The 15,795-nt window shown below is 70.8% G+C and carries 14 protein-coding genes; 8 read left to right on the forward strand and 6 right to left on the reverse strand.

Annotated features, from left to right (window positions below; genetic code table 11):
- Positions 1 to 30: 30 nt before the first annotated feature.
- Complete coding sequence (locus GA0070624_RS04100) at positions 31 to 2,295, reverse strand: transglycosylase domain-containing protein (RefSeq protein ID WP_245718651.1); 2,265 nt, start codon at positions 2,293 to 2,295, stop codon at positions 31 to 33.
- Here GA0070624_RS04100 and GA0070624_RS35520 point away from each other — a divergent pair.
- On the forward strand, positions 2,261 to 2,794 hold the full coding sequence (locus GA0070624_RS35520; protein ID WP_245718652.1) for a hypothetical protein: 534 nt from the start codon (positions 2,261 to 2,263) through the stop codon (positions 2,792 to 2,794). The two genes, GA0070624_RS04100 and GA0070624_RS35520, sit on opposite strands and share 35 nt — an antisense overlap.
- Before the next feature lie 202 nt (positions 2,795 to 2,996).
- Here the strand turns inward: GA0070624_RS35520 and GA0070624_RS04105 are convergent, their stop codons facing one another.
- Complete coding sequence (locus tag GA0070624_RS04105; RefSeq protein WP_091336794.1) at positions 2,997 to 3,461, reverse strand: DUF5318 domain-containing protein; 465 nt, start codon at positions 3,459 to 3,461, stop codon at positions 2,997 to 2,999.
- A 175-nt stretch (positions 3,462 to 3,636) separates the two neighbouring features.
- Between GA0070624_RS04105 and GA0070624_RS04110 the strand changes: the two genes are divergently transcribed.
- Positions 3,637 to 4,275, forward strand: a complete 639-nt coding sequence (locus GA0070624_RS04110; RefSeq protein ID WP_091336795.1) for a PadR family transcriptional regulator — start codon at positions 3,637 to 3,639, stop codon at positions 4,273 to 4,275.
- A 23-nt stretch (positions 4,276 to 4,298) separates the two neighbouring features.
- Complete coding sequence (locus GA0070624_RS04115; RefSeq protein ID WP_091336796.1) at positions 4,299 to 5,378, forward strand: inositol-3-phosphate synthase; 1,080 nt, start codon at positions 4,299 to 4,301, stop codon at positions 5,376 to 5,378.
- Between the two features lie 80 nt (positions 5,379 to 5,458).
- Here GA0070624_RS04115 and GA0070624_RS04120 read toward each other — a convergent pair whose 3' ends face one another.
- Together GA0070624_RS04120 and GA0070624_RS34565 are read right to left on the reverse strand one after the other, a co-directional pair.
- Positions 5,459 to 5,938, reverse strand: a complete 480-nt coding sequence (locus tag GA0070624_RS04120; protein ID WP_091336798.1) for a methylated-DNA--[protein]-cysteine S-methyltransferase — start codon at positions 5,936 to 5,938, stop codon at positions 5,459 to 5,461.
- Positions 5,939 to 5,968: 30 nt separating this feature from the next.
- The gene (locus tag GA0070624_RS34565) at positions 5,969 to 6,127 is read right to left on the reverse strand and encodes a hypothetical protein (RefSeq protein ID WP_176731525.1); all 159 of its coding nucleotides are present in this window, start codon (positions 6,125 to 6,127) and stop codon (positions 5,969 to 5,971) included.
- 96 nt (positions 6,128 to 6,223) lie between these two features.
- Here GA0070624_RS34565 and GA0070624_RS04125 point away from each other — a divergent pair, with 96 nt between their 5' ends.
- The 4 genes from GA0070624_RS04125 to GA0070624_RS04140 all read left to right on the forward strand — a co-directional run bounded on the left by GA0070624_RS04125 (position 6,224) and on the right by GA0070624_RS04140 (position 10,002).
- Positions 6,224 to 6,745, forward strand: coding sequence for a SigE family RNA polymerase sigma factor (locus GA0070624_RS04125; protein ID WP_091336800.1), 522 nt, complete (start codon positions 6,224 to 6,226; stop codon positions 6,743 to 6,745).
- The gene (locus GA0070624_RS04130) at positions 6,742 to 7,884 is read left to right on the forward strand and encodes a TolB family protein (protein WP_091336802.1); all 1,143 of its coding nucleotides are present in this window, start codon (positions 6,742 to 6,744) and stop codon (positions 7,882 to 7,884) included. The genes GA0070624_RS04125 and GA0070624_RS04130 overlap by 4 nt, the downstream gene beginning before the upstream one ends.
- A gap of 73 nt (positions 7,885 to 7,957) precedes the next feature.
- Positions 7,958 to 8,470 (forward strand): NfeD family protein, encoded by a 513-nt coding sequence (locus GA0070624_RS04135; RefSeq protein WP_091348127.1) that lies wholly within the window; start codon positions 7,958 to 7,960, stop codon positions 8,468 to 8,470.
- A 26-nt stretch (positions 8,471 to 8,496) separates the two neighbouring features.
- Positions 8,497 to 10,002 carry a flotillin family protein gene (locus GA0070624_RS04140; protein WP_091336804.1) on the forward strand — a complete coding sequence of 502 codons (1,506 nt, stop codon included), beginning with the start codon at positions 8,497 to 8,499 and terminating at the stop codon, positions 10,000 to 10,002.
- 67 nt (positions 10,003 to 10,069) lie between these two features.
- Here GA0070624_RS04140 and GA0070624_RS04145 read toward each other — a convergent pair whose 3' ends face one another.
- Positions 10,070 to 12,109 (reverse strand): S8 family serine peptidase, encoded by a 2,040-nt coding sequence (locus GA0070624_RS04145; RefSeq protein ID WP_091336809.1) that lies wholly within the window; start codon positions 12,107 to 12,109, stop codon positions 10,070 to 10,072.
- Positions 12,110 to 12,304: 195 nt separating this feature from the next.
- Complete coding sequence (locus GA0070624_RS04150) at positions 12,305 to 13,762, reverse strand: CCA tRNA nucleotidyltransferase (RefSeq protein WP_091336811.1); 1,458 nt, start codon at positions 13,760 to 13,762, stop codon at positions 12,305 to 12,307.
- 129 nt (positions 13,763 to 13,891) lie between these two features.
- On the opposite strand from GA0070624_RS04150, the gene murJ reads away from it, so the two are divergent.
- Complete coding sequence (gene murJ, locus GA0070624_RS04155) at positions 13,892 to 15,634, forward strand: murein biosynthesis integral membrane protein MurJ (protein ID WP_091336813.1); 1,743 nt, start codon at positions 13,892 to 13,894, stop codon at positions 15,632 to 15,634.
- The last annotated feature ends 161 nt before the right edge of the window (positions 15,635 to 15,795 follow it).

Below are 15,795 nucleotides of genomic sequence, written 5' to 3' on the forward strand. Positions count from 1 at the left end.
GTGGTCCGGCCGCCGTCGGCGATCGTGCCGTCAGTACGTCTGACGTGGGGGTGTGGTCGGCAGGAGCCCGCCACCGCCGCCTCCGCCGCCGCCCGGTCCGGGGTTGGTCGGGAAGCCCGGGATGGTGGTGTCCCCACCGTTGCCATTGCCATTGCCGTTGCCGTTCTCCGGCGGGCAGAACGGGTTCAGCGGGTTCGGGCAGCCCGGCGGGACCTGCGGCGGCGGCGCTTCGCCGTTGCCGGAGTTCGGGTCACCGACGTGCGCGGCGGGCGGGAAGTCCAACTCCTCCTTGCCCTTGAGCGCGTCGTTCATGAACCGCTGGAAGATGGCACCCGGCATCCTGGCACCACTGATCTTGTTGCCGTTCTTGTCCTCGATCTTCTTGCGGTCCTTGACGTTGCCGACCCAGACGGCCGTGGCGACCTGGGGCGTGTAGCCGATCATCCAGGCGTCACCGTTGTCCTCGGGGCTCTTCTCGTTCAGCTCCCAGGTACCGGTCTTCTCGGCGGCCTTCCGGCCGTCGTCGAGCCGGCGGTTCACCTGGGCCGGGTACTTCTCCAGCACGGAGGTCACGTCGGCGACGACGTCCTTCTTGATCCGCTGCTGGCCGCCCCGCGGGTCGAGCTTCTCGCCGCCCAGCTTGCGCCATTTGCCGGTGTCCTGGTCCTGCTTCTCCACCAGCTTGACGAAGTGGGCCTTGTTGTACTTCCCCTGGTTGGCGAAGGTGGCGACGCCGTTGGCGTGGTCCAGCACGGTGATCGGGTACTGGCCGTAGCCGACGACGTGGTAGAAGGGCGACGGCGCGAGGTCCTTCGGGTCCTCCTTGGTGAGGTCGTGCGCCTTCTGCGGGTTGGTGTCCGTCTGCCACATCGTGGTGATGCCGGCCTGCCTGGCCATGGCGACGACCTTGTCCGGGCCGATGTCCTGCGTGACGTAGTAGAACGGCACGTTCAGCGACAGCAGCGTCGACTTCTCCAAGGTGCAGGAGTCGCCGCAGGACGGGTTGTCGGTGCCGGCGTTGCTGACTCTGAACTTGACGCCCTCGGGGGTGAACGCCTTGCCCTTCCACCGGGAATCGATGGACTTGCCGGCATCGAGCGCTGCGGCGAGGGTGTAGATCTTGAAGCTCGATCCCGGCGAGTGTCCCCCGGTGACGACGCCGTTGTCGTAGTTCTTGCCGGCGTAGTCGGTGCCGGTGCCGTTGTCGCCGCCGTAGTACGCGAGCACCCGACCGGTCTTCGGGTCGATCGCCACCAGGGCGGCCATCAGGTTCTTCGGCTGGCCGTAGAGCTCGGAGCCCTTGGTCGCCCGCTGGGCCGCCTCGAGCGCGGCCTGCTGCATCTTGTCGTTCAGGGTGGTGGTGATCCGGTAGCCACCCTTGCTGAGTGCCTGCGAGCAGAGCGGCTTCGCGTCGGTGACCTCGGCCTCGTTGTCGGTGCAGAGCTTCATGTCCCGCATCTCCTGCGCGACATAGTTGATCACGTTGCCGTACGGCGTGTTGATGCCGAAGTCGACCCCGACGCCCCTCGCGTTGGGCTTCTTGATCGTCTTCGGGTACTCCGTCGGGTGCGGTGGCTTCCCGTTCGCGTCCAGCCAGCCCTCGGCGATCATCCCGCCGATCACGTAGTTCCAGCGGTCCAGCGCGGCCCCCGGGTTGATCGCCGGGTCGTAGCCCTTGTGCGTGGCGGTCGGCTCGGGCTGCTTGATCAGCGCCGCGAGCACCGCGGCCTCGGCCACGGTCAGGTTCTTCGCCGGCTTGCCGAAGTACGTCTGGGCCGCCGCCTGGATGCCGTACGCGCCCCGCCCGAAGTAGACGATGTTCAGGTAGTGCTGCATGATCGTCGGCTTGTCGTACCGGTCGTTCAGCTTGGAGGCGAGGATCGCCTCCTTCACCTTCCGCGCGTACGTGTCCTGGTTGAGGTTGTCGTAGGCGTTGCGGGCGTACTGCTGGGTGATGGTCGAGGCGCCCTGCTTGTCACCGCCGGTGAGGTTGTTCCACGCGGCGCGGGCGATGCCCTTGTAGTCCACCCCCGAGTGCCGGTAGAAGTTCCGGTCCTCCGCCGCCGCGACCGCGTCCTGGACCCACTGCGGGATGTCCTTGATGGTGACGAACTCGCGGTTCTGCGCGCCGACCTTGGCGATGACCGTCTTGGTGTCGCTGGCGTAGATGGTGCTGGCCAGCGGCGGGGTGGTGTCCTGGGGGAGGACCACGTTGGTCGAGTAGTAGGTGAAGCCGACGACGCCGATGCCGGCGAGCATGATGAAGACCGCGAAGCTGGCGATCAGGATGTTCATCCGCCGACGCTTCCTGGCCCGGGCCGCCGCGTTCGGATCGTCACCGCGGCCGCCGCGACCGCCCCGGCCGGGCCCGTTCGGACCGCCGGGACCGCCCGGGCCGCCGCCCGCCATGCCCGGGACGCCCGCGCGGGCCGCGGCCCGGCCGGCGAAGCCGCCCGCCGCAGCCGACCCGACGCTCGCCCGCCCGGCGGAGCCCACGCCGACCGAGGCCCGGCCCGACGGGCCACCCGCGGCCGGCGACACCGGCACCGATGCGCGTCCCGCACCCGCCCGGCCCACCGAGGCCGAGCCGGACGCGCCGCCGCGCGGCACCGAGGCCGAGCCGCCGACCGAGGCCCGTCCGCTGGACGCCGCGCCCCGGGGCGACGCGGACGCGCGGGCCGAGGCCGCGCCGTCCTGCCCGGATGACCAACCGTTCCCGCGCAGGCTCCCACCGGGGTCGCCGTTCGGGCCCGAGATCTGGGCCCGCCCACGCGAAGAACTGGGATCGCCGTAGTTCATTCCTCACACCCTGCCGGTCGCGGTGGGGCGCGGACGCGCCGCCACCGGGTTGCCGTGAGCTGGAACACGCGACGCTACACCCCGGCCGGGCCGGCGCGCAGGCGTCGATTCCCAATCAATCGGACCAATCAGACGTGTCAGCTGTCGATCGACCCGCCTGTTGCCCACGGGGCCGGGGTCGGCCGATACAGCTGGGATCACCGTTGCGCCTCTCGCCTTCGACGAGGGGTCGAACCGTTCGGGGCGGCCGAGCTGCTCACCCCACCGTGCTCCGACCCATCCTCCGTGCCGCCGGCCAGCCCGTCCCGGCCGAGCAGGAACTGCTCGACGAGATGGTTCCAGTCACAGCCGAGGCACACCTCCACCACGTAGACCTGGAACTCACGCAGCGTCATCGCCAGGACGGGCAACTCGGCCCGGGTACGCGCCTGGCCGGCGGACTGCTTGAGTTCGTCCCCGTAAATGTAGTGGACGTGGATGAGGTTCTCGCTCCGGCAGATCGGGCAACGCTCCTCGGTCGGTTCTCCATGGAACCGGGCGGCGTTCTTCAGGTACGGCGAGGCGTCGCAGACGTCGTACGTGCCGACCCGGCCGGCGAGGAGCTCACGCAGCACCGCTCGCTTCTGGAGCGAGTAGTCGACGACCTGGCGCTGCGTACGCATGCGGCAAAGGGTACGCGGTCCGGCGGACCGAGGCGACCATCGTCACGATCAGTGAACACGGCGCGTCGGAAACGGGGGTTTGCCCTGATCATGGGTCTCCGCTAACGTGCGATGTATCGGTCCGATACATCGCGGCGGTTATCGCTCCGCGCCGGGGGTAAGAAGGGGGTGGCCCGTGCTCGAGCTCGCCATCCTCGGCCTCCTGCAGGAGGCTCCGATGCACGGCTACGAGCTGCGCAAGGAGCTGACCGCGAAGCTCGGCGCCATCCGGGCAGCGATCAGCTACGGCTCGCTCTACCCGACCCTGCGCCGGCTGCAGGCGGCGGGATGGATCAGCGAAGCCGCCGAGACACCCGCGACCGCCGAGGAGGTTCCCGCGCTGACCAGCCGACGAGGTCGGGTGGTCTACACCATCACCGCGGAGGGCAAGGAACGCTTCGCCCAACTGATAGCGCAGGTTGGACCCGAGACGTACGACGACACGGGCTTCGGTGTGCACTTCGCGTTCTTCGCCCGGACCGACCAGGCCACCCGGCTCCGGATCCTGGAAGGTCGTCGTCGAAAGATCGAGGAGCGTCGCGAGGGCCTTCGTGACGTGCTCGGCCGGGCAGCCGAGCGGCTCGACGCGTACACCCTGGAACTGCAGCGCCACGGCCTCGACGCCTGTGAGCGTGAGGTCCGCTGGCTGGAGGAGCTCATCGCCAACGAGCGCTCCGGCCGTGCCCCGACGGTCCCGCAACCCGGGACGGCCGGCGGCCGACGAGAAGACAACAGCCCGCCCCCGCCTGGAGAGTCCAGGAAAGAGCGGCCGTGATGAAGAAGAAGGAGGCAGACGCTATGGGCTCCGTCCGCGTCGCCATCGTCGGTGTGGGGAACTGCGCCTCGTCCCTCGTACAGGGCGTGGAGTACTACCGGAACGCCGACCCGAACGACCGCGTTCCGGGTCTCATGCACGTCACCTTCGGCGACTATCACGTTTCGGACGTGAAGTTCGTCGCGGCGTTCGACGTGGACGCCAAGAAGGTGGGCATGGACCTCGCCGAGGCCATCGTGGCCAGCGAGAACAACACCATCAAGCTCTGCGACGTGCCGCCGACCGGCGTCACCGTGCAGCGCGGCCCGACCTTCGACGGTCTCGGCCAGTACTACCGCGAGATCATCGAGGAGTCGGACGTCGAGCCGGTCGACGTGGCCAAGGCGCTGCGTGACGCCCAGGTCGACGTGGTGGTCTCCTACCTGCCGGTCGGCTCCGAGCAGGCCGACAAGTTCTACGCCCAGGCCGCGATCGACGCCGGCTGCGCGTTCGTCAACGCCCTGCCGGTCTTTATCGCCTCCGACCCCGAGTGGGCGCAGAAGTTCACCGACGCGGGCCTGCCGATCGTCGGCGACGACATCAAGAGCCAGGTCGGCGCGACCATCGTGCACCGCGCGCTGGCGAAGCTCTTCGAGGACCGCGGTGTCGAGCTGCTGCGCACGTACCAGCTCAACTTCGGCGGCAACATGGACTTCATGAACATGCTGGAGCGCAACCGCCTGGTCTCGAAGAAGATCTCGAAGACCCAGTCGGTCACCTCTCAGATCCCGCACGAGATGGTCAAGAGCGACGTGCACATCGGCCCGTCGGACCACGTGCCGTGGCTCGACGACCGGAAGTGGGCGTACATCCGCCTGGAGGGCCGCTCCTTCGGTGACACCCCGCTCAACGCCGAGCTCAAGCTCGAGGTGTGGGACTCGCCGAACTCGGCCGGTGTCATCATCGACGCCGTCCGGGCCGCGAAGATCGCGCTGGACCGCAAGATCGGTGGGCCGATCCTGTCGGCCTCGTCGTACTTCATGAAGTCCCCGCCCGTGCAGTACGCCGACCACGACGCGCACGCGGCCGTCGAGGCGTTCATCGAGGGCGAGGTCGACCGCTGACGCGTTGACCGCCAGCACCACCGAGGGCCGGGTCCGCACGGACCCGGCCCTCGCGCGTTTGGTTCACCTCATCGCGTACGTCAGGACCAGGCGCGCTGCAGGGCGACCCGGGCCTCCAGCTCCAGCAGCTTGACCTTGCGCGGCAGGCCCCCGCCGAAGCCGACCAGCTTGCCTCCCGCCCCCACGATCCGGTGGCAGGGCACGATCACCGGGATCGGGTTGCGGTTGCAGGCGAGGCCGACCGCCCGAGCCGCCCCCGGCTCACCGACCGCCTTCGCCACCTCGCCGTAGGTGAGCATCTCCCCGTACGGGATGCGGGTCATCTCCCGCCAGACCGCCCGCTCGAACTCCGACCCCCGACGTACCGACACCGGCACGGTGAACGCGGTCAGCTCACCGGCGAAGTACGCCCGTAGCTCCGCCAGGGCCCGATCCGACACCTCGTCGAAGGGCTCGTCGGCGGCGGCCGCCACCCGCCCGAAGTGGGCCCCGCACACGGCGTCGCCGTCGGTGGCCACGGAGAAATCGCCGATCGGCGAGTCGAGCACCGTCCAACGCATGGACCGATTGTTCCCTCTCCCGGACGCGGGTCACCACCGCGGGCCGGTCCACAGCCCACGTCGAACCGGGTTGTCCAGGTAGCCGAGCTTCCGCCGGGCCAGGTGGGTGAGCAGGGTCAGACCGCCGCAGGCGACGGCGACGACGGTGATCAGCAGGATCCCGGCCGTGGTGAGCGTGTCCGATGACATCCCTGGGTCCGTCTTTCTCTGTCAGCGTTCCAGATCGCCGAACGAGCGAGGCAAACTTCTGCCGCCGAAGTGCGTCTGTGGTACCGGAGGTGGACGGTGGCAAAGGTCATCGACGGGGAGTTCACCGCGTTCGTCAACGAGCGGGGCGACGCGTTGCTGCGCGTCGCGTACGCGCTCGCCGGGAACCAGCACGCCGCGGAGGATCTGCTGCAGAACGCGCTGGCCAAGGCGTACGCGCGGTGGCCCCGGATCAGGGGCGACGCCGAGCCGTACGTGAAGCGGATCCTCTACCACGACCAGGTCTCCGGCTGGCGGCGCCGGTCCCACCGGGCAGAGGTGTCCGTGGCCGCGCTGCCCGAGCGGCCGGCGGAGCGGGACCTCGGCCACGACAGCGACCTCCGGCTACTGCTGCGCGACGCGCTGCTGCTGCTGCCGCCCCGGCAACGCGCCGTGCTGACCCTGCGCTACCTCGAGGACCTGACCGTCGACGAGACTGCCGCGATCCTCGGGTGCCGGGCGGGCACGGTGGCCAGCCAGGCGTCTCGGGCCCTGGCGAAGCTCCGGGATCTGGTGCCCGCCTTCGACGAACTGACGACCCGTCAGGAGGTGACGCGATGAGCAGGCAAGCCGAGGACGCGCTGCGGGCGGCCGTACGCGACCTCGCGAACGGAGCCCGGACCGCGCCGGAGCTCGCCGGTCGGGCCCTGCGGCGAGGCCGGCGACTGCGTCGCTGGCGTCGGGCGGTCGCAACGGGCAGCGCGCTCGCCGCGCTCGGCCTCCTGGCCGGGCCGTACGTCTGGCTGCGCCACGACCCGCCATTGCAGACGACCACCTGGGCACCGCCACCCGCCGCCCCGACGGCGTCGACGCCGGCCGCCGCTTCCACTCCGTCCGTTGCTACGGCACCGCGTGGGGACTGGACCCGGGCGATTCTGGAGCTGCCGGGCGGCTGGGTCATCACCGGCGCAACCTCCACCGGTGGCCCGGCCGCTCAGGGCTACGCCCTGGACCGCGAACGCGGCCGGTACGTCGCCACCGCCCGTAGGTACGAGGAGGTGTGGGCGGCCCCGCGCGGCGGCGTCGCCGTCGTCGTCGACTACGAGCGCCGCGGCGAGGTGGGGCTGCTAGACCTGGGCACGGGCGCGGTCCGCTGGGTCCGCGTCGGCTCCTACATCATGACCCCGCACTGGTCGCCGGACGGTCGTCGAGTGGCACTGACGGTGCTCGACAAGGACACCGGCGGGTTCTCCCTCGGGGTGCTGACCGCCGCCACCGGCGGCTACCGGACGTTTCCGGTGGACCCCACCCAGTACTACTGCACCGACTACTGCTTCTTCACCTGGAGCCGGGACGGTCGGGAGGTCGTGTTCCAGCAGACCGACCGGAACGCCCCGCGGTCCGAGTCGATCCGCCACCCCCGCCGGGGCGTGCAGCTCTTCTCCGCGGACAACGGGCGGCCGACCCGGTTCGTGCCGGTGCCCGGTGACCCGGCCGGCCCGTGGGCCTGGTCGCCGGACGGGAAGCTGGTGGTGGTCCAGGGGCAGCGGGAACCGCTGCTGGTCGAGACGGGCAGCGGCCGGGTCGTGCGCACCCTGTCCACCGCCGACGTCGTCTGGGTGTCCGAAGACCGGTTGCTCTACCGCCGGCCGTCGGGGAGCCGGGACTTCGTCCTCGCCGACCTCACCGGCCGGGAACTGGTCCGCCAGCCGCTCCCGCACGAGCTGGTCGACCGCGAGATCACCGTGGCGCCCCGCTGAGCCCCTCTCGCCTCCCCAACGCGGTCGATGCGCGGCCCCCCAGACGTTGCGCGACGTCGATACCGTGCAGGTCATGGCCACGGGGACGCTCATCTTTCTCATCATCGGCGGGGTGGGTGTCGGCGTGCTGGCGCTCGCCCTGCTCGGCACCGAGCTGCTCACCTTCGGCCATCCGGACGTCGACGGTCCGGTGTCGCTGGAGGCGGCCGCCGGCTTCACCGGGGCGTTCGGCTTCGGCGCCGCGATCGTCAACGAGCTGCTCGGCGGGCGTACCGCCGGAATGATCGCGGCGGCGGTGGCCGGCGGCGCGCTCGCCGCGGTGCCCACCGCCTGGCTGGCGTCCCGGCTCAGCCGGGCGGCGCGGGACATGCGCACCGATCCGACGCCCACCCGCAGTGACCTGGTCGGCGCGATCGGCCTGGTCGTCACCCCGATCCCCACCACCGGCTACGGCGAGGTCCGGGTACGCGTCGCCGGCCAGCCGGTCAAGCTCAACGCCCGCGCCGACCAACCGATCCCGGTCGGCGCCCGGATCTTCGTGGTCGAAGCGCTCAGCGAGACCAGCGTGCACGTCGAGAACTACTGAACCCTTTCGCAGAGACGGACACTCTCATGCCCCTGCTCGTCGCCATCGGCGGCGCGGTCCTCCTCGCCGTCATCCTCATCCTCTTCGTGCTTTCCCGGATCAAGGTGGCCGGCCCGAACGAGGCGTTCATCGTCACCGGCCGCAAGGGCCGGACGACGCACACCGCCGACGGCGGCCGCCTGACCGACATGTCCGGGCAGAAGGTCGTCCTCGGCGCGTCGGTCTTCGTCCTGCCGGTGGTGCAGAAGCTCCAGTCGCTCGACCTGTCGAGCCGCCGGATCGACGTCGGCATCAAGGGCGCGGTGAGCAAGCAGGGCATCCGCACCGACCTGCACGGCGTCGCGATCGTCAAGGTCGGCGGCACCGAGGACGCCATCCGCGCCGCCGCCCAGCGCTTCCTGCACCAGCAGGACGAGATCGACAACTTCACCCGCGAGGTGCTGGCCGGCGCGCTGCGCTCGATCGTCGGCCGACTCACCGTCGAGGAGATCATCCGCGACCGGGCCGCCTTCGCCAGCGCGGTGGCCGAGGAGGCCGAGCACTCGATGACCAACCAGGGCCTGGTGCTGGACACCTTCCAGCTGCAGGACATCCTGGCCGAGGGCTCCTACCTGCAGGACCTCGGTCGGCCGGAGGCAGCCCGGGTGCTCAAGGATGCGGCGATCGCCGAGGCGCGGGCCCGCCAGCAGGCCGAGCAGGAGCGACTGCTCGCCGAGGAGGCGATCGCCGAGGCCAACCGGAACCTGGCGCTCAAGCAGGCCGCCATCCAGGCCGAGATCGACGCGGCGAAGGCGAGGTCGGCCGCGGCCGGCCCGCTCGCCCAGGCCGAGCGGGACCAGGCGATCCTCTCCGAGCAGCAGAAGGTGGCCGAGCGGAACGCCGAGCTGAAGCAGCGCCAGCTCGACACCGAGGTGCGCAAGCCGGCCGACGCGGCGCGCTACAAGGTGGAACAGGAGGCCGAGGCGGCCCGCAACGCGGCGGTGCTCCGGGCGGACGCCGAGCGGCAGGCCACCATCGCCGCCGCCCAGGCCGCCGCCGAGCAGGCCCGGCTCACCGGTGAGGGCGAGCGGGCCCGCCGGGCCGCGCTGGCCGACGCCAACGCGATCGAGGGCGCCAAGGAGGGTGAGGCCGAGCAGCGCCGGCGCTCCGCGATCGCCGAGGCGATCGAGCGGGAGGGTCAGGCCGAGGCCGCGGCCATCCTGGCCAAGGGGCAGGCCGAGGCCGACGCGATGGCCCGCAAGGCGGATGCGTTCGCGGCGTACGGCGAGGCGGCGGTGCTCGACCTGCTGGTCAAGGTGCTGCCGCAGGTGGTCGAGGCGGCCAGCGCCCCGATCGGCGCGATCGACAAGATGACCGTCATCTCCACCGACGGCGCCTCGTCGCTGACGAAGTCGGTGGCCGGCAACGTGGCCCAGGGCCTCCAGCTCGGCAGCGACCTCACCGGGCTCGACCTTGCCGGGCTGCTGGCCCGGCTGGGCAGCGCGCGCACCAACGGCAAGTCGACGGTGGACGGCAGCACCGTCGAGCACTAACCCACACGACGGCGCCCGCCGGGCCACCCCTGCTGGGTGGCTCCGGCGGGCGCCGTCGTAATCGGGCCTAGATGACGGCGACGACGAACTTCTCGCCGACGCCGAGACCCAGGGTCTCGCTGTTCCAGTCGATGGTCCGGCTGGCGATCAGCTGGCTGGTGCCGGCGCTGCCGGCGGTGACCGCCTTCCCGTTGATGTACGCCCTCAGGTAGATCGACCCGTCCGGGTTGTAGTCCAGGACGTCGAACTTCTCCCAGGTACCGATCGCCGTTCCCCGGGCGATCAGCGGGTTGGCGCCCGCGCTCTCCGCGGTCACGAACTTGCCGTTGACCAGCGCCCGCAGGCCGAAGAAGCCGTTCCCGACGTTGACGATCTCGAACTTCTCCCACGAGCCGACCGCCCCGGCCTTGGCGATCAACGGCAGCTTGCCGTAGTTCTCCGCCATCACGTACTTGCCGTTGGCCTGCGACTTGATGCTGACCACCGGCGCCGGTGCCTCGAAATCGAACTTCTCGGCGGTACCGATGGTCGTCTTGCTGGCGATCAGCGGCACGGTGGTGCTCGGCGCCGTGACATACCGGCCGTTGATGGTCGCCTTCAGGCTCACCGTGCCGTCGGTGTTGTTGATGATCTGGAACTTCTCCCAGGCGCCGATCGACGCCGCCCGGGCGATCAGCGGCCTGGCGCCCCCGCTCTCCGCGGTGACGAACTTGCCGTTGATCTTCGCCCGCAGCCCGACGAGGCCGCCGCCGGCGTCGACGACGTCGTACTTCTCCCACGGCCCGAGGGCGGCACCCCGGGCGATCAGGGGCTTGGTGCCCGCGCTCTCCGCCGTCACGAACTTGCCGTTGACCCGCGCCTTCAGGCCGTACGAGCTGCGGGCGGGCTGGACCGCCCCGACGTACAGGAGACGGTCGATCGACCCCATGGTGTCGTGCACCGCACCGCCGATCCCGGTGGTGACGATGCTGTCGCGCACCTGCTGCGGGGTCCAGGTCGGGTGCGCCTGGAGCAGCAGCGCCGCGGCACCCGCCACGTGCGGGGAGGCCATGGACGTGCCGTTCATCGCCACGGCACCGCTGGTGGTCCCCATCGCCGCGGAGACGATGCTGACCCCGGGGGCGAAGGTGTCCAGGCAGCGGCCGTAGTTGGAGAACCAGGCCCGGAAGTCCACCTTGTCGGTCGCGCCGACCGTGATGGCGTTCGGCACGTTGGCCGGCGACACACCGCACGCGTCCTGCATGCTGTTGCCGGCCGCGACGGCGTACGTGATGCCGGCGGCGATCGAGCGGGTGACCGCGTCGTTGACCGCCTGGTTGGTGCCGTTGAAGCCCAGGCTCATGTTGGCCACCGCCGGCTTGACGGCGTTCGCGGTGACCCAGTCGATGCCGCTGAGGATCTGCTCGCTGGTGCCGCTGCCGCTGCAGTCGAGCACCCGCACCGCGACGAGCTTGACGCCCTTGGCCACGCCGTACTTCGTGCCGCCCACGGTGCCGGCGACGTGCGTGCCGTGGCCGTCGCAGTCCTGGGCGACGGCGTCCTGCTCCACGGCGTCGTAGCCGTAGCTGGCCCGCCCGCCGAAGTCCTCGTGGTTGAGGTCGATGCCGGTGTCCAGAATGTACGCGGTGACGCCGGCCCCGGTCGTCGCGTAGGTGTAGGAGCTGTTGGTCTTGGCCGTCGTCTGGTCGATCCGGTCCAGGCCCCACGGCGGGCTGCTCTGGGTGTCGGTGGCCGAGTAGCGCTGGACCTGCTCGACGTAGGCCACGTCGGGGTCGGCCGCCAGCCGCTCCGCCTGCCGCCTGTTCATCGTGGCCGAGTAGCCCTTGAGTGCCTTGGTGAACACCCGGCGGACCGAGCCGCCGTTTGTGTCGGCGAGCGCGGACGCGGTGGCCCGCACCTCACTGGGGCTGGCCTTGCCGTCCTTGAGGACGACGATGTACCGGTCGGGAACGGCCTCGGCGGTGCCGGCGCCCCGGATTTGCGCCCTTGGTGGATCGGACGGGTCGGCCATCGCGGCGCCGCCGGTGGCGGCACCGACGATGGCGGTCGTGAAGGCGAGGGCGATCCCCACCATCGCTGAGCGGCGCAGCGCGCCGAGACGTGTCACCGAGAAGTCTCCCCGTTTCCAGCGACCGTCCAGCTCGGACGGGCGGACGATGCGATCGGAGCAGCCTCACCACACGGATGACCGGGAGGCTGACGGATGTCGAACCATCATGCGGGAAGATCACGGCCGATCGCGTCAGCCGTTTGGTCGATACGCCGCCGTGTCGTCGTACGCCCGGCACGCCGGCCACCGATCTCAGTCGAGGACGCCCTGTTCCCGGGCCCAGCGCAGCAGCTCCGCCTCGGCCTCCTCGCGGTCCAGGGGGCCACGCTCCAGGCGCAGGTCCTTCAGGTGCTGCCAGGCCTTCCCCACCACCGGCCCGGGCGGTACGCCGAGCAGCTCCATGATCGCGTTGCCGTCCAGGTCGGGACGGACCCGGGCCAGGTCCTCCGCGGCCGCGAGCCGGGCGATCCGCTCCTCCAGCGCGTCGTAGTCGGCGGCCAGCGCGGCCGCCTTGCGCCGGTTGCGGGTGGTCACGTCCGAGCGGGTCAGCTTGTGCAGCCGGGGCAGCAGGTCACCGGCGTCGGTGACGTACCGGCGCACCGCCGAGTCGGTCCACTCGCCCCGGCCGTAGCCGTAGAAGCGCAGGTGCAGCGCGACCAGCTTGACCGTCTGCGCAATGACGTCCTTCGGGTAGCGCAGGGCCTTCATCCGGGCCTTGGTCAGCCGGGCGCCGACCACCTCGTGGTGGTGGAAGCTGACCCGGCCGTCCGGGCCGACCGCCTTGGTCGCCGGCTTGCCGACGTCGTGCATCAGCGCGGCCATCCGCAGGATGAAGTCGCAGCCGCCCTCCTCCATCGACATCGCGTTGCGGACCACGGTGAGCGTGTGCTCGTAGACGTCCTTGTGCTGGGCGTGCTCGTCGATCTCCAGCTTGAGCCCGGTCAGCTCGGGGATGAACCGGTCGGCCAGGCCGGTGTCGACCAGCAGCCGCAGCCCGGTGATCGGGTCCTCGCCGCAGAGCAGCTTGGTGAACTCGTCGCGGATCCGCTCGGCGCTGATCCGGTCCAGGTCCGCGGCCATCCGGGTCATCGCCTCGCGCACGTCGGGGTGCACCGTGAAGCACAGCTGGGCGGCGAACCGCGCCGCGCGCAGCATCCGCAACGGGTCGTCACCGAACGACTCCCACGGCGTCCCGGGGGTGCGGATCACCCGTGCGGCGAGGTCGGCCAGACCGCCGAACGGATCGGTGAACCGGTGGTCGGGCAGGCTCACCGCCATCGCGTTGATGGTGAAGTCCCGCCGCTTCAGGTCGTCGACCAGGCTGGTCCCGTACTCGACCACCGGGTGGCGGGTGACCTGGTCGTACGCCTCGGCCCGGAAGGTGGTGATCTCCAGCTGCAGGCCGTCGCGCTGGGCGCCGATGGTGCCGAACTCCCGGCCGGTCTCCCAGATCGACTCGGCCCAGCCCTTGATGATCCGCAGCGTCTCGTCCGGGTGCGCGTCGGTGCAGAAGTCGAGGTCCTGACCGAGCCGGCCGAGCAGGGCGTCCCGTACCGAACCGCCCACCAGGTGCAGTTCATGGCCCGCCCGCGCGAAGCGGCGACCGAGCTCGTCGGCGACCGGCGAGACCCGGAGCAGTTCGGCGACGGCGTTGCGCTGCGCGGCGGTGAGCTCGCTGCGGTCGGCCTGGGATGCGGAGACTTCGGACATGGGATCGCCAGCCTATCGGGCCGGGGCGGGATCTGATCCGCCGGGCGCGGGTAAGAGGCCGGCGTTGACTAAGGTCTTGGGCGTGCCGGCCGGTCGTCCGGCTCGGCCGTACCCCCTTGGAGGCTGGAGATGAGCGGCGGGCTCTACCGCAGCGCGAACGCCGCGCAGGGCGGCGGCGCACCGCCGGGTGACGACGCCACCTTCATCTCGGCGGAGCCGCTGAACCAGCCGGGCGTCGAGGCGACCGCACCCCCGCAGGAGGTGGTCGCCGAGACCAGCGCCGCGGCGAACAGCGCGGTGATGGCGATCGGCAGCCTGGTCAGCCGGGGCACGGGCTTCATCCGCAACCTGATGATCGGCGCCGCCCTCGGCAACGCGGTCGGCGACGTGTACACCACCGCCCAGTTCCTGCCGAACCAGGTCTACGAGTTCCTGCTCGGCGGCGTGCTCACCAGCGTGCTGATCCCGGTGCTGGTCCGCCGCCGCAAGGTCGATTCGGACCGGGGCGAGGCGTACGCCCAGCGGCTGCTCAGCCTGGCCGTGCTCGCCCTGGCCGCCGCCGCGCTGATCGCGGTGGTTCTCGCCCCGGTGATCACCGCGATCTACGCCAGCGGCAAGGACGAGGCGTACCAGGGACTGGTCAACGACCTGTCCTACCTGATGCTGCCGATGCTCTTCTTCACCGGCGTGAGCGCGCTGATCGCGGCGGTGCTGAACACCCGGGGGCACTTCGCCGCCCCGATGTGGGCGCCGATCCTCAACAACCTGGTGGTCGTCGGCACCTTCGGCCTGTACATCGTCATCTACGGGGCGAGGGCACTGCGGCCGGACCAGATGGACGCGGGCCGGATCCTGCTGGTGGGCGGGGGCACCCTGCTCGGCGTCGCGGTGCAGACCGCCGGGCTGCTGCCGGCGCTGCGCAAGGTCGGCTTCCGGTGGAAGTGGCGCTTCGACTTCCGGGAACTGGGCCTGCGCGAGTTGGCCCGGCTCGGCGGCTGGATGTTCTGCTACGTCGGGGTCAACCAGCTCGGCCTCTTCGTGGTGGTCAACCTGCTCACCCGGGTCGGCGGCGGGAAGAACGCCGGCCTGCTGATCTACAACAACGTCTTCCTGCTGCTGATGATGGCGCACGGCATCATCGCCGTCTCGATCATCACCGCGCTGATGCCGCGGATGAGCGCGGCGGCCGCCGACGGCCGGCACCGCGACCTGACCGCCGACCTCTCCCGGGGCACCCGGATGGTCACCGCGGTGCTCGCCCCGATCGCGGTCTGCTACGCGGTGCTGGCCGCCCCGATCTCCGTCGTGGTCTTCCGGTACGGCGCCTTCACCGGTGCCAACGCGGTCGCCACGTCGACCGTGCTGCTGGTCGCGGCGCTGGGGCTGGTGCCGTTCGCGATCAGCCAGCTCTTCACCTTCGCCTTCTACGCGCTGCCGGACACCCGGACCCCGGCGCTGATCAACATCCCGGTGGTGGCGCTGCGGGTGCTGCTCCAGATCGGGCTCTTCCTCGCCTTCTCGGCCACCTTCGCGGCGGCGGGGATGATGCTGGGCAACGCCCTCTCGTACGTGGCGGCGGCGGTGATCTCCGCGATGCTGCTGCGGCCGCGGGTGGGACGGATCGGGCTGGGCGGCATCATGCGGACCATGGGCCGGGTGATCGTCGCCGCGCTCGGCGCGGCCCTGGTCGGCCTGCTCGTGGTGAAGCTGCTCCCCGGCGACCCGGCCGACCTGAGCTGGTTCGCCGCCGCGGTCCAACTGGTGATCGGCGGCGCGGTGATCGCCGGGACGTACCTCGGGCTGGCCATGGTGCTGCGGATCAGCGAGATCACCGAGGTGGTCGGGATGGTCCGCCGCCGCCTCGGCCGTTGACGGCGCCCGCGCGGTTCGAAGGGCCCCGGACCGACCCGGCGCGCCGGCCACGGACCGTGACCAAGGATCATCAGGTTGGGGATGGGCCTGTGGATAACTCCGCGATTCGCCGCTCAGCAGGACTCATTTACCTGTGGACAACCAGCCGTACGGACGATGAT

It is taken from the genome of Micromonospora rhizosphaerae, from assembly GCF_900091465.1.
In the GTDB taxonomy this organism is placed as follows: domain Bacteria; phylum Actinomycetota; class Actinomycetes; order Mycobacteriales; family Micromonosporaceae; genus Micromonospora; species Micromonospora rhizosphaerae.